Origin of the sequence: Bradyrhizobium sp. LA2.1 (assembly GCF_040547725.1) — a bacterium.
GTDB lineage: Bacteria > Pseudomonadota > Alphaproteobacteria > Rhizobiales > Xanthobacteraceae > Bradyrhizobium > Bradyrhizobium barranii.
In genome coordinates, this window is record NZ_JBEPQI010000007.1 from 241,520 (window position 1) to 262,071 (window position 20,552).

Here is a 20,552-nt window from a genome sequence, read left to right on the forward strand (position 1 = left end):
TGGCGTATCCTCTGCGGGTGCCGCTATTTGGCGGTGCCCGACAGCAGCAATTGCTTCTCGATCTCGTAGACCGGCAGCTTGACGAGGTCCTTGCCGACCCCGCCTTGAAGCGCCTTGCGCACGATGTCCGAATAGTCGGCGCGGATTATCCCGAGCGCGCGTGGTGAGGCCACCATGGTCAGGGCCGAGGTCTCGCCCGCGCTGACGGCGGCATCGAGCCGGCCGGCCAGGCTCCGCAGGAAGGCACGCTCCGCCTCATCGTGCCAATCGGTCTGCTCGACCGAGCTGCGCGCGCCGCCGACGGCGGCGTTCAGCCGGCCCGGCGCATCGGTCCCTTGCGCACTGGTCGAGGGATTGGGCTGCTCGTGCACCTCCCGGGTGTGGAGGTTCGGAAACATCTCGTCGCCGAGGTTTTCCAGAATGAGCGCCTTGCGCCCGTCGCACACGATCAGCCAGTCACCCTTGTCTAGTCTCATCTTGTCCATTGCACAGCTCCAGGCAATCTCGCGAGCCTGCTCTTCGAATTCCTCGAAACGCTGGCCACAGCAGCAAGACTAGGGATGAAGTCGTGCGGGCGAATTGCGCAGGATCAAGGATGAATGCAATGTCCTGCCAGGTAGCGCCAGTGCAAGCGCAGCATTGGGCACGCGCGCGAACCTGGGATAGTCTTGCGAAGCGAAAGGTCAGCCCTGCGGCGAGCTTGCTGAAGATTTGTTCATCAGCATTACATTTCGGTTCCGCCACAATTTGATCAGAACAACTTCGATATCCTGCATTGCGTAAGCAAAGGAAGACATCATGAATCTCAAGACTGGCTTCGTCGCCGCATCCCTGTTCGGTGCCATCATGGCATCGCCGGCGGCGTCCGCCATGCCCATCGCGCCCGCACCTGCGACGCCGCAGGTCTCCGACGTCGAGCAGGTCCGCATGGTCTGCGACGCCTGGGGACGCTGTTTCTGGCGCCCGAACTATGATGGGTATTACGGCCCCCGGCCGTATTACGGGCCCCGATATTATGGGTATGGGCCACGCGCCTATGGGCCTCGCTATTACGGACCACGCTATCGCCGCTGGTGATTTCCAAAGGGGCCCTCTCGGGCCCCTTCGCTTTTGCGAGATCGCGCGTTGTGTCCATTCGCGTGCTCGCGGCTTGCGTGGAGCGATTCCAAAACTGATCTAGATCAAAGATGAAATTCGCTGTGCCGTCATTCTACGTCGATGGCGGATTTCATTGTTTTCCGGTGCCCCCAGACGGGCATGAATGTGCAGACGCATCTCGAGAGGCAACCAAGGCCTGACGAGCGGAGGCTTGAGGGGCGGCGGCTCGAGGGGCGGAGCTTCGAGTCCTTCGCATGTCCCGCCTGCACGCGCCTCCATTTCATCGACCTCGCCTCAGGCCAACCGATGAACCGGGACCGTTGACGGTGACATCGAACTGCCGCGCCGCGTGGCATGATGTCCGCAATACTACGGCCCGGAATCCGGTTTACTGAATCATCCTGTTTCGCCATTGATTGCGATGTATCGAATTTTATTTAATTGTCACATTTCAGCATTCGGCCAGAAGCATGTTCTTCGACGCTCTCGCCCCCTCCTCCGCCCTCCAGTTGATCCGGTTTTCCGATGTCGACGCGTTTCGACCGGCCGAGTCGATGGAAGACGCCCGCAGCATTCCGCTCGACGTCGCCAACTTCGCTGCGGCGCGTGCGATCGTGAACCTGCCGGGGTGCCGGCTCATCGTGGCGAGGTCGTTTGCGCGGATTCTCGATACCGCCTATCGCGCACCGGGCGGCATGGTGATCCTGCCGATGACCGACGATCTGCGCGCCAGCTCGAGTGGGATCGAACTCGACTCGCGCTTTTTCATCGCCTTGCGCGGCAATCATCATTGTCATTTCGTCGAGCATCAGACCAATTACCACGCGCTGATCATGTTCTCCCCCGCGCTCAGGGATCGCGGCTGGTTCGATCGCGCCGATGCATTGTGGGTTCGCATCGCGGACCCCGTGGCGCATCTCTACGCGCGTCAGCTTGTTCTCGACATCCTGCGGACCGCGTCCGTAGAGCCGCACATGTTCGAAACCACAGAGGTCGCCGCGCATCTCCAGGAGGGTCTGCTGCTCGCCTTCGACGACCTGTTTCAAATCGACCCGTTGTCTGATCGCACCGCCCCGAATGCAGGCGCGCGATCAGCCAGGCTCGTGCAACAGATCGACGATTACGTCTCGGCCTATCCGACCGCTCCGATCTATACGGCCAATCTCGCCGGCGAGTTGGGCGTTTCGGTCCGAACGCTCGGCGGCGCCGTGAGCAAGGTGCGCGGCATGAGCCTGCATCAATACATCCGCCTGAAGCGGCTGTGGGCCACACGCTCGCGGCTCCTGAAGGGCGGCGGCGCGACGGTCGCCACGTGCGCACGCGCCCAGGGATTTCATCACCTCGGCGAGTTTGCCGCGGCCTACCGCGCGACCTTCCACGAGGCGCCCTCCGACACGCTGGCACGGGCCCGGCACACCTGCCGTTCCGCAAGCTGACATCACAGGCGCGACGCCGATGGCTCGCCTTGACCACGCGTCGGGCGGCTATGGAACAGGTTCCCTCGAACGACGTTGTCAGGTCCGAGCAGTGCGCCGCCAGCCAGCCCCGGGGGCGCGCTGAGAAACCCCGCGCGCCCTACGCGCGGGGTTTTTCTCGCCGTCAATCAAGTGGTTCAGGGAAGAGAATGTCCATCAACCGCAACGTCCTGTTTCTGATCATCGACGCTCTGGTCGTCACGGCAGCCGTGCTCGGCTACAACCTCTACCAGGCGAAGAAACAGCCCGACGGCCTGCAGATCAATGTCGGCCCCAATGGACTGAAGATCCAGGGCAAGTAAGGGGACCCGAAGATTGAGCCGGCCGGGCCTCGAGGCTCCGGCTTTGCAAGTGGCGCGCTCGGAAGGATTCGAACCTCCGACCCTCGGAATCGAAATCCGTAACGACGCCAGCAATCATAACGACTTAGAACGACCGTGTTGCTTTTGACCCCGCCGGGCAGCGAGGGCTACCGGGACCGGGCTGTTCAATCCTGCATTCAGCAGCTCCAGGAAATGATCCACGGCACCGGGCCGGCGGTTGGCCACGGAGGGAGGACCGTATGAGTGACATGAAAGTCCCCACCATGGACATTTACGGCCTTTCGCTGGCGATCCAGGCAACGTGGAACGTCTTTCTTTACAAAACCTCTCACTCGCTCGAGGACGTTCTCGTGCCGGGCTATTTCAATCAGGCAGCGACCAACTCAGTGCGGCGCCTTGATCGCATCGAGGTGGCGGCAGGCCCGGACGGCGAGCCGGAATTTGCGACGCTCGTGGTGTGCTCGGTGACGACCAAGGGCGGTGGGAAGTCGGTTGAGGTTTCTAGGCTGGAAAGGCGCTGACATGCTGCGAATGGTTGTTTCGCCGCCGGAATCTGGCGCGCCTGAAATAGAAGTAACCCCTGCCATGATCGAGGCGGGATTATTCGAGTTGGCGTGGCATGAAGATCATTCGCGCGCGAATGAGGCGATTGTCGCGAACATCTTCAGGTCGATGGAGGCTGTTCGTCCCCGAAGAAAAGAGGAACCTTCTCGCCGTTAAACGAGAGATGGGACATGAAGATTCCGCAACTGCTCAGAAATCGCTCGCGGTTGTCGCCAAGAACGGCCTGTCTGTCCTTAGTGTAAACGGTCCCCATAATGCTGCTGTTGTGAAGGGTAAGCGTATCCCAATCTTCTTTTGAAAAGGTCCCGTTCGTAATTTGGGGCCAATTGAACAGGCGGGATTTGTCGGTGTCTAACAGGAAGTAACTCTCAACGATCTTTAGATTTTGGCAGAGGTTTGCGATCTCGTTGGTTTTGAATGAAAGAATGTCCATCTTGTGCGCAAACAAGTTGCGGATATCTTTGATGGCAACCAGGTCCTTGTAGGCGGTCGAGCCGTACAGTCGCATTAGGTAACCGAGCCGGATCTTATTGGCGAAAACACCGAGTGGCCCGCTGGATCTAAACATCTCTGTAACGGCAGCCGTTACAAGCTTGGTGTCATCGTTTCTTAGATTTGCCTTCAGCTTTCTTGAAAGCCTATCTTCAACGATAGTCCCAGCAATGATAGCCGCCGCTCGGTCGGTTTCATTCAGGAGGGCGGAGATAATCTCTCCCTCTTTTTCGCCTTCTAACGTCCAAGTTGACATGACCACCCCATGACCAAAGAGAACTCGGAGAACTACCCTTTTATGGTTTCATAAAATAGCGAGCCGGTCAGTGTTGGAAGCACTATCCGCCGCTATTGGCATGCTGGCCGGTTTGTTCTTCCTCGGCCACAGCAAGATTGATCGGCGGAGACGCGATTAACCCGGTCCGCATGAGCATAGTGAGCCCGCCGGTTCACGCTGGCGGGCTGGGCGTCTCTCGCAACTGCCCTAGTAGGCGCGGCGGCCGTGCCGCCGATAAGCTGCGGGGTTTTCCACGCCCGCGAAGTATGGATTTATGGCGCACTCTGCGGCGCGGCCCGATGCCGAAGCATTGCACTGAGGCAGCGATGTGTAGCTGCAATCGTAATAGTTGGCCCCCGCGCGGTAAACGTGCAGGCAAACCGGATAGGCCGGATTATACGTCTGAGCTGCCGCCGGCTCTGTTGATGCCATCCCGATTGCCAAAATCGCCAAGGCCGGAGTACGCATTGGAACCTCCTTTCGGACATTGAGAACGCGCGCGAAGCTCCACGAGCCAGTACTTCGATCGTACCCCGCGGAGGTCGCGACTGCGCCTGACGATCGCTACCAGCCCGCTGGTCACGCTGGCGGGCCGTCCCTTCTAAACTTCATTGCGATCGGTTCCGTTCCCGATCTGGAACTACCGCTTTGTACAAAAGCGGACAGAACTGATTGCCGGTTTTTCCTATGCTCATGACCACCTGGCAACCCCATTACCGCCAAGGTAGCCTCCAAACGGCCCCGGCAACTTAGTCTTTTGCTGGGGCCGCTTTTGCGCTGGTGCCGATCAGCCGGACATAGGTCCCGCTCTCGTGCAGCTCGAGCCAGCCACATTCAACCGCATACTTGATGCCGGCCCCAAACTCCGAGCCACTGGCTTTTAGCGTGTAAAGGAAGGGCGCGTTGACCTTCTCGATGTGGATGCGGCCGTCCTGGACAGCTTCAATAGTCGTCGCGAGTTCTATCAGCTTGCGGGCCGCGACTTCTGGGTTGGCGAAGGATCGTTCGGTGGCAAGTTTCATCGGTACCCCATAGCTGGCACGGTCGGCCTATTCCAATCGAAGTGTGGTCGGACATCGGCGCCTCTTCTGCCGCACGTCCGGCAGACGAATTTCGTCTCAATATCCGAGAGCCGCACCTCGTCAGACCATCGATCCGCGCTTAGAGCAACGTGGTGGCTGCAACGATAGTCGGCGCAATAGATGAGGACGCCGCGCACACCCATCTCGCGCATCTCGCCAAAGGTGATCTTTTGAGGCCGCATCTCGCCATCGAAATGCGGCGCAAGGCGGAGTCAAATTATCGATTCCTAGTATTTCGGAACGCGCGCGAGCTACTGCTTATCGTGGGTGTGGAAAGGCGAACCGCACAGGAAAAGACACGGCCGCGGCCGGCGGCGCACCCCACCGGTTGAAGCGGTAGCTTATCCACAATTCCGGCGCTGCGAGCATTTGCTTCGGCGCCGCCGGGATCCAAAATCAAAATCGCGACTCATCAGGGGAGCAAGCACATGCGCAACAGGGCGGAAGCAAATTCCGATGTTGAGGCGCGGATTGCTCAAATCGAGCAGATGACGTTAGACCAGATCGCGACGTTTCAGGGCAGGATGCTGTCCGATATTACCACCGGTAGAATTGCGCCAAGAGAAGCCAGCGCCCTAGATCGCGCTCTCCGAAAACGTTTGAAAGTGATTGAGCAGGGACTGCGCAAGGGGGGCTGAGGCGCGAGGCTTCGGTCCCGCGCTCACACCGCAGTTGAAAGGCCCGCCGGTTCACGCTGACTGGATGCCCTCTTGGATATCTCCTGCCTGGGAAAGCCTCGAAACGCGCTCAATGAAGGGCTCCTCCTGCGACTGGTCTACATGGAGGGAAATCGCCTCTATGCCGCTAACGAACTGCCGTTCATTTATGAGCTTGAAAAGCTCTTCCACGGCCACCTTGCCATCCACCACGAACGTGCTGTTCTTGCCGTTGGTTTCGAAGATTGCGACGTAACGGCTCATGCGTGTTCCTCGGTGCGCTCGAATCAATGGGAGCGCTCATCCTGCCACGTGCGCAGTTCGATGCGACAAGCCTCGAACGTTGTGCAGGTTATCCACACCGCCCCCTGCGAACGAAGCGAGAATCGCCATGTTGCGCTCGTGTTGCGGGGACTGCGCGGCACAGAACGGGAAGCATTGAAATCAAAGGGTTTTTGCAGTTACAGCCCGCAACACGGCCGAAAGCCGCTCTTTCAACCTAAGTCATTGATTTTACTGGCGCGCTCGGAAGGATTCGAACCTCCGACCCTCGGAATCGAAATCCGATGCTCTATCCAGCTGAGCTACGAGCGCCCCGGCCCGGGTATGGGGCCGCAACCGAGAAGCGCCTGACCGCTGCTGGCAAGCCAGCGCACCGGACGGCGTTCGGATCGGTTCGAATTAGCAGAGAGATTGACCAATAAAAAGCCCTCTCCGTCTCGTTTCGAGACGGTCGGAGGCGCCCTTACCAGGTCGTGTTGAAGAGACCGAAATGGGGCTGCTGCGCGACCAGCATCATCGACCGGCCCTGCTGTGGAACCGGATGCGCCCTGGCGACCTTGCGCTTGGGCTGAGCCTGGATCTGAGGCGTCTGCCCCTGAGGAAGCTGAGCCTGCGCCTGAACTTGCGGCTTGGCCTCGGTCTTCCTGGCCGCAGCGGCGTTGGCCTTCGGGGCCGGTGTAAACTGGGCGAAGGTCTCGCGCACCCGCGCCTTGGCCGACATCTCGGCCAGCTCCGGCGAAGCAGCCTCCTGCACCGGCGGCTGAGGCGCAACGACCGCAGCGGTCTTCACTACGGGTGCGGCAATCGTCGGCTGGCTGGTGTCGAGCACGACACGCTCAGGCAAATGGCGATCCGACCGGATCCGGATCAAGGGCTGATCGTTGCTTGCGGTGACAATGGCCCGCGCGACCGGTTGCGACGGCAGAACGTAATCCGCCGCGAACAACAGTGCGAGCAACGCTCCACCGACGAAAACGAAGTACCTGAAAATGGGCATCGGCCACGCTCCGCCCCCCGCATCCCCGCGTGGGCTCTTCGCCTTAAACAGGCGATACTCTAATTGGTTCCTGCACCCGGCCCTTGGTTCAAATGGCAACGCCAAGTTTTTCGGCCAAGGCCTGCCGACAGTAACTTTTCCGCTACCGGGAACTCCGGGCGTTACGCGCGCTGTGCTGCGACCAGCGAACACTTCGCCTGATCGGCATTAACGTTGATGAAGCCGACAGCAATACGGGCAAAGGTCTTGCGGCTCTTCATCGTTACCGTGTCGGCAAGCACGCGGCTACGGTCGGTGAGATGACTGCCATCGCGCCGCGTGAACGCGCAGACGATCTCCAGATCCTTAACGGCATAGTCATTGTCGTTTCGCAGCGTGAACGTCACCAGCGCCTTCGAGCCGAGCCCGCCACGGCGCCAGGTCTGCGATGAGATTTTGAGGCGATCGAGTTCTGCCGCAGGTGGAGCCTGAGCTTCGACAATCGGCGAGACCGCCGCCGCCGTACTGCCCGGAGGTGCCGGTTCGACCGTTGCCACGTCAGACTTCACCGGCTCGGTGCTGTTGCCCCTGGAGAGCGGCAGCAGCATCCACACCCCGCAGCCGACGATGATCGCCGCCAGTGGCCAGAGCAGGCTTCGCCCGAACGAGACGCTCGCGATCGTCACGGCTCGCGCCAGGCGCTCGCCGCTCCCGGCGAAACGTCCCCACCCGATCCGATCAAACCTGGCGTTCATGGCTGTATCACCGACCGCGGCCTGGGCTCGTTCAACGACGGACTCGGCCACTGCTTACCTTAATCCGGGAGACGAACTAAGGTTCCCGCGCTCATGCCGAGTCGGTAAGGACGGTGGCGATCACCAGCCGGGGCCGCTAACATGCGCTGCAACATCGAAGACCCCGTTGGGAGAACATGAAATGCCAGTCGTCGTCACTTGGGATCACGTCCATCTACGCAGTCCCGATCCGGAGGCCACAGCGGCTTGGCTGCGGGACATCCTCGGCGGCGAGATCGTGCGCGCACCGGGACGGATCGACGTGAATCTCGGCGGCGCAAAGATCTTCATCGCATCGCTCGAGGGCGACAACGCCGTCAACCCGCCGCCGCCGCACCCGCATCAGGGCCTCGACCATCTCGGTCTCACCGTGAAGGACATCGACGCCGTCGCGGCCGAGATCAAGGCCAAGGGCGTCACCTTCACGCGCGAGCCGACCACGATCCGGCCCGGCGTGCGCATCTGCTTCATCCGCGGCCCGGAAGGCATCTCCATCGAGCTGCTCGAGCGCGACAAGAAATACACCTAACGCGGCGCCGCATCTGAGGTCGACGAGAGGCCGGGCGTGCTGTCGCCCGGCTAACTCATGCTGCCAGGCATAAAGCAGCGGATGGCGACGCCCATGTAGCCGTAGATCGGCCACACCATGGTGCGCCCGACCCGGTTCGGCTCCGAGATGACGGCCTCCTCGGGCACGTCAACCCAGACGAGTTCCTGCTGCTGGCCGTCGAGCACGTGGCCCAGGCGCGGGATGCGGACACGATAATGTCCGTCCTTGCTCTCCCAGTCAGTGTCCGAGAGCGCCGAGCCGTCGGCATCGGAACAGCAAGGCCCCTTGCCGCTGCGCAGGCCGTCGAACCACGCCTTCAATTCGGCATTGGTGTTGGCGAACTGGCCGCGGTCGCGCGCATGCCCCGAGGGGGCTGCGAGCGCAATCAGAGCCAAGGCGCAAGCGAGGCTGGCCACGCTTCGCCAGCGTGGCGCACCGCCAGTCGGCCGTTGTGTTTCGCAAATCGTGGGACGCACACTGTATAGACGCGGCTCATCGCCGCCGGAATCGATCCAGTTGCTCACGTTTGTCTTGCTCCAGCACCCCGCGGCCAGTGCAACAATGGTTATGCATTTCGCGGGCCAACTTGATTCGCAACGACTGGCCTCGCCTCATGATCAGACCGTCATGGCGGTGTCATAGACAAGCCGGGACAACTACGGCTGGCGGCGGCAAGATCGCACCGCCGCCCGGCAAACTGCCGCGTTGCGCGCGGGAACGCGCTTTGGCATAAAAGCTCTACCGGTTACGCCGTTGGGCGATGGCGGCCGGCCTGTGGGACGTGATGAAGAACGGCCTCTATTCGATTCACGTGAACCTGCTCGACGGTCGAGTCGGTAAGGGCAGCGGCGTGATTCTTTTTCGCGACGGCAAGATCCTTGGCGGCGATGCGTACCTCTATTACACCGGCAGCTACGTCGTGAAGGACGACCACACCTTCAAGGGCGAGGTGCTGGTGCAACGGCACACCTCGCCGCGGGGCGACGACAATCCGCTGTTCGGCGGCCCTGCCCCGGTCGGCATCGGCGTCAGCGGGACCTACACGGACACCCGCGCGGAGATGACGGGCACAGCACTCGTCGGCAAGGCCAGCCTGATTTTCGGCGCCACGCTGCACAAGCTCGCGGAAGCTGATTAGGCGCGGGACTATTCCGCAGCCTGCTCGAGCGGCGCGGTGCGCGGCAGGATGATCTGGATGCGCGTCCCCTCGCCCGGCTCGGAATCGAGATCGAGCCGCCCGCCGAGGCGGTTCGTCACGATGCTGTAGACGATGTGCAGTCCGAGGCCTGTGCCGCCCTGGTCGCGCCGCGTGGTGAAGAACGGATCGAAGGCGCGGCGGCGGACGTCGAGCGACATGCCGCAGCCATTGTCCGAGAAGATGATCTCGACATTGTCCTTTCCGGACTCGCGCACCTGGATGTCGATGATCCCCGGCCGGCCGTCCGGGAAGGCGTGCGCCACCGAATTGAGAAACAGATTGGTCAGCACCTGGCCATACGGGCCGGGATAGCTGTTCATGGTCAGGCTCGGCTGGCACTCGACGTTGAGCGTCAGATTGTGTTTGCGCAAGCCCGGCCGCAGGCTCATCACCACCTGCTCGGTGAGGTCGCCGAGATCGAAGCTGCGCTGGTCCGAGTAGTTGCGGTCGGCCGCGACCTGCTTGAACGACTGGATCAGCTCGGCCGCGCGGTTCAGGTTGGAGACGAGCTGCGAGGACGCATCGCGGCTGGTGTTGAGGAAGTCGTTGAGCGTGGAGCGACGGAGCTCGCCGCGCTCGACTTCGGAGGTGAACATCGCGGTCTTGCGCTCCAGCGCGGATGCGACCGTGAGGCTGATACCGACGGGATTGTTGACCTCGTGGGCGACGCCGGCGACGAGCCGTCCGAGCGCGGCGAGCTTCTCCGCCTCGATCAGCGAGGCCTGGGTCTCGCGCAGGTTTCGCAACGCGGTCTCGGCGGATTCCTTGGCTTTGCGCATCTCCTGCTCGCCGCGCTTGCGCTCGCCGATGTCGAGCGCCACGGTGACGATCCGCTCGATCTCGCCGTCGGCATCGAGCAGCGGCAACTTGTTGACCAGCCATTGCCGCATGTTGCCGGAGGCGTCCTTGTACTCCTCTTCGTAGAAGCCGAGACCTTTTCGAAGCCTGAGCACCCGCTTGTCGTTCTCGTCGGTCTTGGCTGCGCCATAGCGCGACATCAGATCCGCGGTGGTGCGGCCGAGCGCATCGGCGGGCTCGATGCCGAAGATGCCGGCCATGTAGCGGTTCATCAGCACGTAGCGCAGCTCGCGGTCCTTGACGTTGATGACCGCGGGCACGGTGTCGATGACCTGCTGGAGCAGGCGCCGTCCTTCGGCGATGGCGTCTTCCGCCCGCTTCTGGTCGGTGATGTCGCGCAGCGTGCCCTCGTAGCGGACGATGTTGCCCGCCTCGTCCTGCACGCCCGTGGCGCTGTCGGAAAGCCACAGGATGTTGCCGCTGCGCTGGCGCACCTGGTACTCGAACTCGCGGACGATGCCGTCGCGCGCCATCAGCCGCTGGTATTCGGCGCGCGCCTCGGGGTGGACGTAGATGGTGTGGGCGATGTCGTTGATGCTGTCGATGAGCTGCTGCGGGCTGTCATAGCCCATCATCCGCGCCAGCGCCGGATTGGCGTTGAGGAGATCGCCGGCCGGCGTCGTGACGTAGATGCCGTCGACCGAGCCCTCGAACAGTTTGCGGTAGCTCTCTTCGGCAAGGCGCTGCTCGGTGAGCGCCCGCACCGCCGCCTCGCGCGCCGTGTCGGCCTCCTCCAGCGCGCGGCGGAACACTTCGGCCGCGCGCGCGATGTCGCCGATCTCGTTGTCGAGGTCGGCCGACGGGATCGAAGTGTCCTTCTCGCCCGCTGCGAGCGCACGGATGGATCTCGCGATCTTCGCAAGCGGCCGGACGGTCCGCCGCACCACGAAGCCCGCCGCGAGAATGCCGATCAGCACGCCGATGGAGCCGAGCACGATGCTCTGCCACCGCGCCTCAGTCAGCGTACGGGCGAAATCGCGCGACAGCACGTGGCCGCGCCTGGCGCTGACCTCGCGCAGCAGTTCCGTGACGCGGCCGATCAGGCGGCCCTCGGTGCCCAGCACCTCGCGGTCGATATCGGCGATCTGCCGCTCCCGGACCGCCACCGCGATGATGGCCTCGGCATAGTCGTTCACGGCCGTCTTCAGCCTGGCGTCCGCGATGTCCATCGCCCGCATCCCCTGTGCGGCCTGCTCGGCGGCGGACGGGTTGCGCGCGAGCAGCCCGAGTGCGATCCGGCTCTGCGATTCCGACAGGCGGGAGGCGAGCTCGCGGTCGGCCGCGGCTCCGACGGCTACGTCGAACCGGTCGCGCAGCGGCGGCAGCCCGGCGAGCAGCTGGGCGCGGCGGTCGATCAGGGTCGAGATCCGCTCGAGGCCATTGCGATAGGTCGCAAGGCGCTCCGTGACCCCGTCGATCATGTCCTGCTGCTCGGGCGCGAGCTCGATGCGGGTCTTCCTCAGGATGTCGTTCAGCGTCGAGGCCGCCTCGCCGACCTGCTTGAACTGCGTGCCGGCGCCGGGATCGGTGACGAAATCGCGCGCGGCGAGCCGCAGCTCGTTCATGCGGCGGTCGATGTCCTCGGCCAGGTCGCCGACGCTCTGGAGCCGCTGCAACTCGGCGAAGGTCGTGTCGATGTGCCGGATCGCGATCACGCTCGCGGTCGAGGTGACGATGATCACCGCCAGCACCAGGAGGAAGCTGCCGAAGGTGAGCTGGCCGATGGAGAGCGAGAATGTTCGCTTTTTCTCAGGGGTCGGCGTCAATTCGGCGGACATTGGGGCTTTTGAGGACCGGGCTATTGGAGGCCCAATATACGATGGTTTGCGGCCCCGGGGGAACATGCCTCTGGCCGTTGAATATCCTTAATATCGCGAGCCCGCCGCCCTTCTCCCCACCTGATTATGACGTTTTGACGCTGACCGGCCGCCGGGCCGGAATCGTCATGGCGGCGACGCCGAGGACGACGCAGGCAAGCCCGATCCAGGCGGTCCGGCTCAGGGTTTCGCCGAGGAAGGCGACGCTGATTGCGACCCCGATGGGTACGCGCAGATAGGCCTGCGCGGTGGTGCCGACCGAACCCAGCGTCTGGATCAGGCGGAAGTAGATCGCGAACGCCGCCGCAGTCGAAAAGGTCGCCAGCGCGAGCAGCGCCAGCACGGAACTCAGCGAGGGCGACAGCGTCCAGGGCTGTTCGACGATCAGCGAGGCCGGGATCAGCGCCGCCGCGCCCGCCAGCAGCGAGCCCGCGGCCGGCGCCATCGGATCGAGACCTTTGAAACTGCGGCCGAAGATCGCGGCGCAGGCGTAGCAGACGGTAGCGGCGACGATGGCCGCCTCCGCGACGAGGCCACTGCCGACGTCGTGGAAAGCGTCGACGCCGACGATCAGCAGGATGCCCGCCATGCCGGCGACCACGCCGAACAGTTTTCGCGGCGTCGTCACCTCGTGGCGCGTGACGACGGCCGTGAGCAGGAAGGTGAAGATCGGCCCGGCCGAGTTGAGGATGGTCGCGAGCGACGCGTCGACATGACGCTCGCCCCAGGCGATCAGCGTCCAGGGGATGACGCTGTTGAGTACGGCCTGGAACGCGAAGCGCTGCCAGGTCGCGGCATCCATGGGCATCCTGATGCCGCGTGCCCACATGACGACGAGCAGCAGCAGCCCGGCGATCGTGGTGCGCGCCGCGATCAGCGTGATCGGCGGAATGGTGGCGACGCCGAGCTTGATGAAGGTGTAGGAGCCGCCCCAGAGCGTTGCGAGCGCGACCAGCAGCGCCAGCTCGACGGCGATGTTGGGGTCCCGTCCCTGATCCATTTTGCACGTCCCGTCCATTCGCGATGGACGGAACCTAGCGCGTCCGTGGCCGCCAATACTTCGTTTGGTATCGAAGTATCCTAGCCGACCGCCCCGACCTCGAACACCTCGCCGTCATAGCCGGCTTCGCGGGGAATGCGGAGCTGGCGGCCGCCTTCGGTCTTGGTCATGACCGGCATCACCGTGACGATCGACATGCCGCGGGCGTGCTCCAGCGCGGCGCCCACGCTGCCCTGCTTGGCGAGCCGGATCAGGTTGCGCGTGGTCGGGAACGGCAGCTTGAAGCGGCCGCTCTCGCCGCCCTCCACCGCCTCGCGCGGCGACACCCAGATCGAGTCGGTCGACTCCCGGCCGTCATGGGCGCCGAGCTGATCGGGCGGTGCGGCCGCGAGGAAGAACCAGGTGTCGAACCGCTTCGGCATGCCCTCCGGCGTGATCCAATGCGCGTAGGGCACGAGCGTATCGAGCGCGAGCTGGAGGCCGTTGTCGGCGAGGATACTCAGGAAGCTGATCTTGTGCTCGTTGAGGGCGACGCGATGCTTGTCGGCGATCTCGCCGGCGCGCCTGGCATCGATCGGCGTGCCCGAGTCCTTCGCCCGCGCCAGCAGGATGCCGCTCTCCTCAAAGGTCTCGCGGATCGCGGCGATCCGAAAACCGCGATCCGATTCACTTAAGGCCTCGCCGCCCGAATAGAGGTCAGCACGGGCGACGATCTCGTTGTCGCCGGCATCGACACTGCCGCCGGGAAACACCAGCGCGCCCGAGTTGAACTCGATCTGATGATGGCGGACCATCATGAAGACTTCGATTTCGTCGCGGCTCTTGCCGTCGACCTTTGCGCCGTCACGGAGCAGAAGGATGGTCGAAGCCGGGCGTGATGCTGATGTCTCTGGCATTCAACTAACCTGCGGCGCTGGATTGCGGGCCAAGATTGGCGCGCTTGTCGACGCGGGCGACGCGCGACAGGAGGTAATCGACCTCCGCCTTCGCCGCCGGCGTGATGGTCGCGCCCGGCTTGCGCTGGGCGCTGGACGAGATGATACCGCGCTTCTGCAGCACATGCTTGCGCACCGCCAGACCTGCGCCCGGCTGCTGCTCGTAGCGGATCAACGGCAGATGCGCGTCGAACAGATCATGCGCAGCGTCGCGCTTGCCCTCCTTCGAGAGGCGCACGACATCGATCAGGAGCTCCGGGAATGCGTAGCCGGTCATGGCGCCGTCGGCGCCGCGCTCCATCTCGAAGTCCAAAAAGAGTCCGCCATTGCCGCAGAGGATCGAGAGCGGACGGAGCGAGCCGTCCTTCTGGAAGTTGCGCAGCGTCGAGATCTTTTCCAGACCCGGCCAGTCCTCGTGCTTGAGCATCACGCAATTCGGATTGTCGGTGACGATCTTGCGGATCACCGCAGGCGTGAAGATCACCGAGAGCGTCAGCGGATAGTCCTGCAATACCCAGGGCACATCGGGCCCGATCGCCTCCGCCGCCTGCTTATAGTAGCCGACGATCTGGTCGTCGGTACGGAGCGACGGCGGCGGCGCGATCATCACGCCGGCCGCGCCGGCATCCATCGAGGCCTTCGCCAGCGAGCGCATGGTGGCAAAGCCCGGCGCGGAGACGCCGACGATCACCTGCATCTTCTTGGCGCGCTTGACGAAGCGCACCGCCACCTGCTCGGCCTCCGCGGCATCGAGCTTCGGCGCCTCGCCGAGGATGCCCAGCACCGTGACGCCGTCGCAGCCGACCTCCTCGTAGAAATCGGTCAGGCGGTCGATCGAGCGCTCGTCGATCCGGCCGTCATCGTGGAACGGTGTCGGCGCGATTGCGAAGGTGCCCTTGGCGTCGGCGGTCAGTTTCATCGTCTTTCCTTGTCTCTCTATTGTCATTCCGGGGCGCGACGCAGTCGCGAGCCCGGAATCCATAACCACGATCCGGAGTATGGATCCCGGGCTCACGCTTCGCGTGCCCCGGGATGACGACCTTTAAAACCGCCGCGCACCCATCTTGATCTGCTCCTCGGAGAAGAAGATCTCCTTGGCATGATCGGCGATGTCCTGGGCGTTCCAGCCCGAGTGCGGCGGTTTCCAGCCTTCCATTTCCATCATCCGCATTTCGCGCACGCCGCGGGGCCCGGACACACCCAGCACCTTGCCGGTCTGGTCGCCGGACAAGTCGCTGACCATGTATAGCACGGCCGGCGCGATGCCGTCCGGCCCCAGCGCCGCGCCGGGGTTCTCCTTATAGCGGGGCAGGTCTGCGGTCATGCGGGTCAACGCGCCCGGCGCCAGTGTCCAGATCCGGATGTTGTACTTCCGCCCCTCGATCGCCAGCACGTTGGACAGGCCCCAGATGCCGCCCTTGGCCGCGCCGTAATTGGTCTGGCCGAAATTGCCGATCAGCCCTGATGTCGAGGAGGTGTTGACGATGACGCCGCCGCCGTTTTCCCGCATCCAGCGAAACACCGGCATGGTGCAACAAAAGGTGCCCTTCAGGTGCACCTTGATCACCTTGTCCCAGTCGGATTCGGACGCCTTGGAAAAGGTCTGGTCACGCAGGATGCCGGCGTTGTTCACCAGGATATCGGCGCGGCCAAAGTGCTTGATGGCGTCGTCGAACACCGACTGGCCGCCTTCCATGGTGGAGATGTCAGCGCCGTTGGCGACCGCCTTGCCGCCCTCGGCCTTGATCGCGTCGACCACAAGCTGCGCCATCGACTTGTCGGCCCCGGAGCCGTCACGGGGACCGCCGAGATCGTTGACGACGACGGACGCCCCTTCCCGCGCGAATAGTTTTGCGTAGGCCTCACCGAGCCCTCCGCCCGCGCCGGTGATCAGCGCAACCTTGCCGTCGAGTAGTCCCATGGTGGCCTCTCCCTGTTTTTGTTTTTCGTGTCCCGGACTCGATGCAGCGTGAAACGCTGCGTCGCAGAGCCGGGACCCAGCTCTTTGTTGGGTTCGCTCTGGGCCCCGGCTCTGCAGCGCACCGCTAAGGAGCGCTGCGCTGAGTCCGGGGCACGAGACCGCCCTAACCCAGCACCGTCTTGCCGTTCTTGATCACGGTGACGCCGCGCGACTTCACCTTGGCTTCGAACGAGATCGTGTTGCCGTCCTTCCAGAGGTCCATGGTCACGGTCTCGCCGGGATAGACGGGCGATGAGAACCGCGCGACGTGCTGGCGGAAAGCAGAGGCGTCGTAGTCGGCATAGGTCTGGAGCACGCCGCGGCAGGTGATGCCGTAGGTGCACATGCCGTGCAGGATCGGGCGCGGGAAGCCGGCCTTCTTGGCGAACTCGGGATCGCTGTGCAGCGGGTTGCGGTCACCGCAGAGGCGATAGACCAGCGCCTGGTCGGGGCGCGTGACGATATCGATGGTCCTGTCGGGGCTCCGCGTGGGTATCTTGTGCGGATCGGGCTGGGTCAGGTTCGGCCCGCCAAAGCCGCCGTCACCGCGGGCGAAGCGCGAGGCAACGAGAGTGGCAAGCTTCTCGCCCTTCTCGTTCTTGAGCACGGTCTGGTGGCTGATGACGACGCCCTTGTCCTTGCCCTTGTCGTAGACTTCGACAACCGAGGAGTCCGCCGTGATGTTTGCGCCCACCGGCAGCGGCTGGTGGAAGGTGATGTCACGCTCGCCATCGACCACCATGACGCGGTTGAGGTTCATCTCGCCCGGCCCCGAACCCCAGGCTGCGACGGACGCAAACGTCGGCACCACCTTCAGCGGCCGCGGCGTGAACGTGCCCTCGTTGACGAAGGTGAGCTCCTTCTCGTCCATCGGATCGGCGCCGAGGCCGATCCCATAGGCGTAGAGCATGACTTCGCGATCGCTGTAGGCATATTTCTGGCCGATGTTTTTGAGGCCTTTGAGTTCTTCGTATCTGGCGGACATTTTTCTGGTTTCCTCCCGGCTCTCTCCGCGAGAAGCGGTGCCCGTTGATGTGCCCTCTCCCCTTGTGGGAGAGGGCCACGAGGTGCTCGCAACAAACTCACTGGGCAGCGGTGCGCCATCCGTCGGCTTGAACACCACTTTCACCTTCTGACCGATCTTCAGCTTCTCGAGATCGCAGTCGACGAAGTTGGTCTGCACCGACGGACCTTCCTTCAGCGTGACGTAGCCGATGGCGTAGGGACCGGTCGGCGATTTGCGCATCAGGCTCCAGGTGTAGATCGTGGCCTCACCCGAACTCTCCTCCCACACCGTCTTGTCCGAATAGCAGAACGGGCAGATCGAGCGCGGGAAGTAATGCGCTTCGCCGCAGGCGGTGCAGCGCTTGATCATGAACTTGCCCTGCTTGGCCGCGTCCCAGAACGCAGCGGTCTCGGGGTTCGTGACCGGGGCCGGATACTTTTTCGCTTCGCTCATCACACGCGCTCCAGAATGGCAGTCGAAGCGGCGTGGCGAACGCCCAGAAGGCCGCCGGTGCCGTGGGCGATGGCGAGATCGCAATTCTTGACCTGCACCTTCGGATGCGCCTCGCCGCGCAGCTGCCTGACGGCCTCGATGATCTTGGTCATGCCGCCGCGATTGACGGGATGGTTGCTGCAGAGCCCGCCGCCGTCGGTGTTGAACGGCAGCTTGCCGACGCCCGAGATCAGATTGCCGTCGGCGACGAACTTGCCGCCCTCGCCCTTCTTGCAGAAGCCGAGGTCTTCGAGCTGCATCAAGACGGTGATGGTGAAGCTGTCATAGATCGAGGCGTACTTGATGTCCTTCGGCGTGATGCCGGCTTCCTCGAACGCACGCGGGCCGGACCAGATGCCGGCGGAGTAAGTCAGGTCGAGATCCTTGCCGCCGCGCGGGCCCTTCATGGCTTCGCCGTGACCGATCAGCTTGACCAGCGGCTTCTTCAGGCTCTTGGCGATTTCGGGCGTCGTCACGATCAGCGCACCGCCGCCATCGGTGACGACGCAGCAATCCATGCGGTGCAGCGGATCGGAGATCATCGGCGAGTTCAGCACGTCCTCGACGGTGACGACGTCCTTGAGCATCGCATGCGGATTGTATTGCGCGTGATGCGAGGCCGCGACCTTGATCCAGGCGAGCTGCTCGCTCGTGGTGCCATAGTCGTGCATGTGGCGCATGGCACACATGCCATAGGCATTGTGCGTGGTCGCACCGTAAGCGGACTCGAAATCGGCCTCCGCGCCGGCCGCGCGCGGCGGCATCACGCCAGTGCGCGGCTTGCCGGCGAGTGTGATCAGCGCGATCGAGCACTTGCCGGCCGCGATGGCTTCAGCGGCATGGCCGAGATGGATGATGTAGGAACAGCCGCCGGTCTCGGTGGAATCGACGTGGCGGAGTTTTTTGGTGTTCAGGCCGAGATAATCGACCATCGGCCAGGCGCCGCCGGGTGCATCGCCGGCGCAGAAATAGCCGTCGATATCGTCCTTGCTGAGCCCGGCATCCTCGATCGCGCCCTTGGCGACCTCGGCATGGAGCTGGGCGGTGGATTTGTCCGGCGCATGCCGGGTCGGGTGTTCGTAGATCCCGGCAATGTAGGCCTTGCCCTTGATGGTCAAAACGTCAGATCTCCGCGCTCGCGTTTCTTCTTGCTCCGTTTTTCTGAACCGCGGGGGCCAGCTTGGCAAGCGCGGAAATATTCCGTCGGGCGAGAGGGCAGCGCGTTGGCGCAAGTGGGGCTGGTCATGAAGTGCCTGTCCGCCTCCGCATCGTCATTGCGAGCGCGGCGAAGCAATCCAGAGCCTCACCGTGGATGCACTTCTGGATTGCTTCGCTGCGCTCGCAATTGACGGGAGCAGCGAGCGAAATCCTAAAGGTGTTTTGCCCGACGGCACAAGCAATATTTCGTTTTATCGAAAGAACCCGTTTGCGAAAACAACCCCATGCACAGTAGAACGGCGGTTGATTTCAAATAGGAAATCGCAAGGCACATCCGTCCAACCCAGCAGACGTCCCTCTCCCGCGATCAAGCCGGGCTTGGCCGCGCGCGGTAGCGGAACGCGGTCACCGCGGCCAGGATCAGGCCAAAGACAAGGAAAACTGCGCCACCCTTCACGCCAAAGCTGTTCTGATATTGGGCTTCGGCCGCATCGTCGACGATCAGAGGCCGCGCATCCGGCCTGCCTGAGAGATAGCGGATCCTCGTCTGCTTGACGGTCTGGACACCGTTGCGCGTGATCTTCAGCCAGAAGCTCGGGCTGATGTGGGTCGGCCCGTAGCTCTGCCGTTGTCCGCTCTTGTCGGTCCACGCCAGGGTGACGAGATAGCTCGGCGCGTCGCCGGCCTTGGTCACTTCACCATAGGCACGCGTGAGATCGGCGGTGACTTCGTCGCCATGGTCGAGGATCTCCTTCAGCGTGTTCTGCTCGAAATAGGAGTTCACCAGCATGTAGCCGCCGAACGGAAGCATCACCGCGGTCAGGATCCCGAGGATGAAAGGAAAGGGCCGCCGCGTTTCCGTGGCGATTGCGGCACTGCCCGGCCCGCTTCGACGCGCCGACCAAGTCTGCCATCCGATCACGAGCGCCAGAATGACGGCGCTGATGCCCGCGCCCGCCAGCATGAACCTTGACGTGGACTGGATATGGCTCAGATGGTCGCCGAGATCCTCGACCACCACCGGAAGCGATGAATCGTCGTCAACGGCCTGAATGGGGATCGTCAGGAGCTTGAGCTGATTGCCGACCGTGATGCGCGCCGCATAGGCGGCGCTGACCGCGATCCCTGTGCGCTCGCGCTGAACGCCGTCCTTTCCGGTCCATTGCAGTCCGATCGACAGGTTTTCGTCGACATAGCGGGGCCAGACCCCGTCGAACACGAACGGAAACCGCGTCGACACGACTTCGGCGGACATAATCTTGCCTGTCGTGCCATAGCCATCGCGCATGACGCGTTCGATGGAATGCTGGTTCCAGTACATCCCCAACGTCGCCAACACGCCGACGGCGACCAACACAATCAAGACACCGCGCAATGACATCGATCGCCGCCCCGCATAGCGCACGACCGCATTCCCCGCCGCGCTTCACTATCGAAGGTTGTTCGTATCGCGACGCTACAACTTTTGTCAAACGACAGGTGAATCGGAGTCCGTAGGGTGGGCAAAGCGAAGCGTGCCCACCATGTTACGCGCAAAATCCTGCGAGATGGTGGGCACG

At 63.1% G+C, this 20,552-nt stretch carries 24 protein-coding genes, 1 tRNA gene and 1 pseudogene; 8 read left to right on the forward strand and 18 right to left on the reverse strand.

The window, feature by feature from the left end; translation table 11 throughout:
• Positions 1-23: 23 nt before the first annotated feature.
• Positions 24-485, reverse strand: a complete 462-nt coding sequence (locus ABIB95_RS16005) for a host attachment protein (protein ID WP_354240509.1) — start codon at positions 483-485, stop codon at positions 24-26.
• Between the two features lie 313 nt (positions 486-798).
• On the opposite strand from ABIB95_RS16005, the gene ABIB95_RS16010 reads away from it, so the two are divergent.
• The 5 genes from ABIB95_RS16010 (at position 799) to ABIB95_RS16030 (ending at position 3,417) form a co-directional block, all read left to right on the forward strand.
• Entirely contained in the window at positions 799-1,077 is a 279-nt protein-coding gene (locus ABIB95_RS16010; protein ID WP_354240511.1) for a hypothetical protein, read from the forward strand.
• 141 nt (positions 1,078-1,218) lie between these two features.
• Positions 1,219-1,422 carry a hypothetical protein gene (locus ABIB95_RS16015; protein ID WP_224517799.1) on the forward strand — a complete coding sequence of 68 codons (204 nt, stop codon included), beginning with the start codon at positions 1,219-1,221 and terminating at the stop codon, positions 1,420-1,422.
• A 146-nt stretch (positions 1,423-1,568) separates the two neighbouring features.
• Positions 1,569-2,534, forward strand: a complete 966-nt coding sequence (locus ABIB95_RS16020; protein ID WP_166342249.1) for an AraC family transcriptional regulator — start codon at positions 1,569-1,571, stop codon at positions 2,532-2,534.
• Between the two features lie 188 nt (positions 2,535-2,722).
• Positions 2,723-2,875: a hypothetical protein gene (locus tag ABIB95_RS16025; RefSeq protein ID WP_354240514.1), complete on the forward strand. Its 153-nt coding sequence runs from the start codon at positions 2,723-2,725 to the stop codon at positions 2,873-2,875.
• Between the two features lie 260 nt (positions 2,876-3,135).
• Positions 3,136-3,417 carry a hypothetical protein gene (locus ABIB95_RS16030; RefSeq protein WP_354240516.1) on the forward strand — a complete coding sequence of 94 codons (282 nt, stop codon included), beginning with the start codon at positions 3,136-3,138 and terminating at the stop codon, positions 3,415-3,417.
• A gap of 143 nt (positions 3,418-3,560) precedes the next feature.
• Here ABIB95_RS16030 and ABIB95_RS16035 read toward each other — a convergent pair whose 3' ends face one another.
• The 3 genes from ABIB95_RS16035 to ABIB95_RS16045 all read right to left on the reverse strand — a co-directional run bounded on the left by ABIB95_RS16035 (position 3,561) and on the right by ABIB95_RS16045 (position 5,251).
• Positions 3,561-4,208 carry an MltR family transcriptional regulator gene (locus tag ABIB95_RS16035; RefSeq protein ID WP_354240518.1) on the reverse strand — a complete coding sequence of 216 codons (648 nt, stop codon included), beginning with the start codon at positions 4,206-4,208 and terminating at the stop codon, positions 3,561-3,563.
• Positions 4,209-4,436: 228 nt separating this feature from the next.
• Positions 4,437-4,697, reverse strand: coding sequence for a DUF3551 domain-containing protein (locus ABIB95_RS16040; protein ID WP_071911927.1), 261 nt, complete (start codon positions 4,695-4,697; stop codon positions 4,437-4,439).
• Between the two features lie 281 nt (positions 4,698-4,978).
• Positions 4,979-5,251: a hypothetical protein gene (locus ABIB95_RS16045; RefSeq protein ID WP_063982644.1), complete on the reverse strand. Its 273-nt coding sequence runs from the start codon at positions 5,249-5,251 to the stop codon at positions 4,979-4,981.
• A 488-nt stretch (positions 5,252-5,739) separates the two neighbouring features.
• Here ABIB95_RS16045 and ABIB95_RS16050 point away from each other — a divergent pair, with 488 nt between their 5' ends.
• On the forward strand, positions 5,740-5,949 hold the full coding sequence (locus tag ABIB95_RS16050; protein ID WP_354240520.1) for a hypothetical protein: 210 nt from the start codon (positions 5,740-5,742) through the stop codon (positions 5,947-5,949).
• Between the two features lie 51 nt (positions 5,950-6,000).
• Here the strand turns inward: ABIB95_RS16050 and ABIB95_RS16055 are convergent, their stop codons facing one another.
• The 4 genes from ABIB95_RS16055 to ABIB95_RS16070 form a co-directional block, all read right to left on the reverse strand.
• A complete protein-coding gene (locus ABIB95_RS16055; protein WP_354240522.1) occupies positions 6,001-6,231 on the reverse strand; it encodes a hypothetical protein in 231 nt (76 codons plus the stop codon).
• 253 nt (positions 6,232-6,484) lie between these two features.
• Positions 6,485-6,561 (reverse strand) — tRNA-Arg (locus tag ABIB95_RS16060).
• A gap of 151 nt (positions 6,562-6,712) precedes the next feature.
• Positions 6,713-7,246, reverse strand: a complete 534-nt coding sequence (locus ABIB95_RS16065; protein WP_354240524.1) for a hypothetical protein — start codon at positions 7,244-7,246, stop codon at positions 6,713-6,715.
• 161 nt (positions 7,247-7,407) lie between these two features.
• Complete coding sequence (locus ABIB95_RS16070) at positions 7,408-7,980, reverse strand: hypothetical protein (RefSeq protein ID WP_354240711.1); 573 nt, start codon at positions 7,978-7,980, stop codon at positions 7,408-7,410.
• A 181-nt stretch (positions 7,981-8,161) separates the two neighbouring features.
• On the opposite strand from ABIB95_RS16070, the gene ABIB95_RS16075 reads away from it, so the two are divergent.
• The gene (locus ABIB95_RS16075) at positions 8,162-8,548 is read left to right on the forward strand and encodes a VOC family protein (RefSeq protein WP_085405489.1); all 387 of its coding nucleotides are present in this window, start codon (positions 8,162-8,164) and stop codon (positions 8,546-8,548) included.
• A gap of 50 nt (positions 8,549-8,598) precedes the next feature.
• On the opposite strand, the gene ABIB95_RS16080 is transcribed toward ABIB95_RS16075, so the two are convergent.
• Positions 8,599-9,093, reverse strand: a complete 495-nt coding sequence (locus ABIB95_RS16080) for a hypothetical protein (protein WP_354240526.1) — start codon at positions 9,091-9,093, stop codon at positions 8,599-8,601.
• Positions 9,094-9,353: 260 nt separating this feature from the next.
• Here ABIB95_RS16080 and ABIB95_RS16085 point away from each other — a divergent pair, with 260 nt between their 5' ends.
• Positions 9,354-9,707, forward strand: a complete 354-nt coding sequence (locus tag ABIB95_RS16085; RefSeq protein ID WP_063986297.1) for a GrlR family regulatory protein — start codon at positions 9,354-9,356, stop codon at positions 9,705-9,707.
• An 8-nt stretch (positions 9,708-9,715) separates the two neighbouring features.
• Here the strand turns inward: ABIB95_RS16085 and ABIB95_RS16090 are convergent, their stop codons facing one another.
• The 9 genes and pseudogenes from ABIB95_RS16090 to ABIB95_RS16130 all read right to left on the reverse strand — a co-directional run bounded on the left by ABIB95_RS16090 (position 9,716) and on the right by ABIB95_RS16130 (position 20,374).
• Complete coding sequence (locus ABIB95_RS16090; RefSeq protein WP_354240528.1) at positions 9,716-12,403, reverse strand: PAS domain S-box protein; 2,688 nt, start codon at positions 12,401-12,403, stop codon at positions 9,716-9,718.
• A gap of 124 nt (positions 12,404-12,527) precedes the next feature.
• Positions 12,528-13,442 (reverse strand): DMT family transporter, encoded by a 915-nt coding sequence (locus ABIB95_RS16095; protein ID WP_354240530.1) that lies wholly within the window; start codon positions 13,440-13,442, stop codon positions 12,528-12,530.
• Between the two features lie 80 nt (positions 13,443-13,522).
• Entirely contained in the window at positions 13,523-14,338 is an 816-nt protein-coding gene (locus ABIB95_RS16100; protein ID WP_354240532.1) for an NUDIX hydrolase, read from the reverse strand.
• Between the two features lie 4 nt (positions 14,339-14,342).
• Positions 14,343-15,296 carry a dihydrodipicolinate synthase family protein gene (locus tag ABIB95_RS16105; RefSeq protein WP_354180021.1) on the reverse strand — a complete coding sequence of 318 codons (954 nt, stop codon included), beginning with the start codon at positions 15,294-15,296 and terminating at the stop codon, positions 14,343-14,345.
• A 123-nt stretch (positions 15,297-15,419) separates the two neighbouring features.
• Complete coding sequence (locus tag ABIB95_RS16110; protein ID WP_283016829.1) at positions 15,420-16,298, reverse strand: SDR family oxidoreductase; 879 nt, start codon at positions 16,296-16,298, stop codon at positions 15,420-15,422.
• 163 nt (positions 16,299-16,461) lie between these two features.
• Positions 16,462-17,322, reverse strand: a complete 861-nt coding sequence (locus ABIB95_RS16115; protein WP_354240713.1) for a MaoC/PaaZ C-terminal domain-containing protein — start codon at positions 17,320-17,322, stop codon at positions 16,462-16,464.
• A 102-nt stretch (positions 17,323-17,424) separates the two neighbouring features.
• Positions 17,425-17,796 (reverse strand): annotated as a pseudogene (locus ABIB95_RS16120) (Zn-ribbon domain-containing OB-fold protein); the annotation flags it as partial.
• The gene (locus tag ABIB95_RS16125; protein ID WP_354240534.1) at positions 17,796-18,953 is read right to left on the reverse strand and encodes a thiolase family protein; all 1,158 of its coding nucleotides are present in this window, start codon (positions 18,951-18,953) and stop codon (positions 17,796-17,798) included. The gene ABIB95_RS16125 and the pseudogene ABIB95_RS16120, both read right to left, overlap by 1 nt.
• 407 nt (positions 18,954-19,360) lie before the next feature.
• Positions 19,361-20,374 (reverse strand): hypothetical protein, encoded by a 1,014-nt coding sequence (locus tag ABIB95_RS16130; protein ID WP_354240536.1) that lies wholly within the window; start codon positions 20,372-20,374, stop codon positions 19,361-19,363.
• Positions 20,375-20,552: the final 178 nt, after the last annotated feature.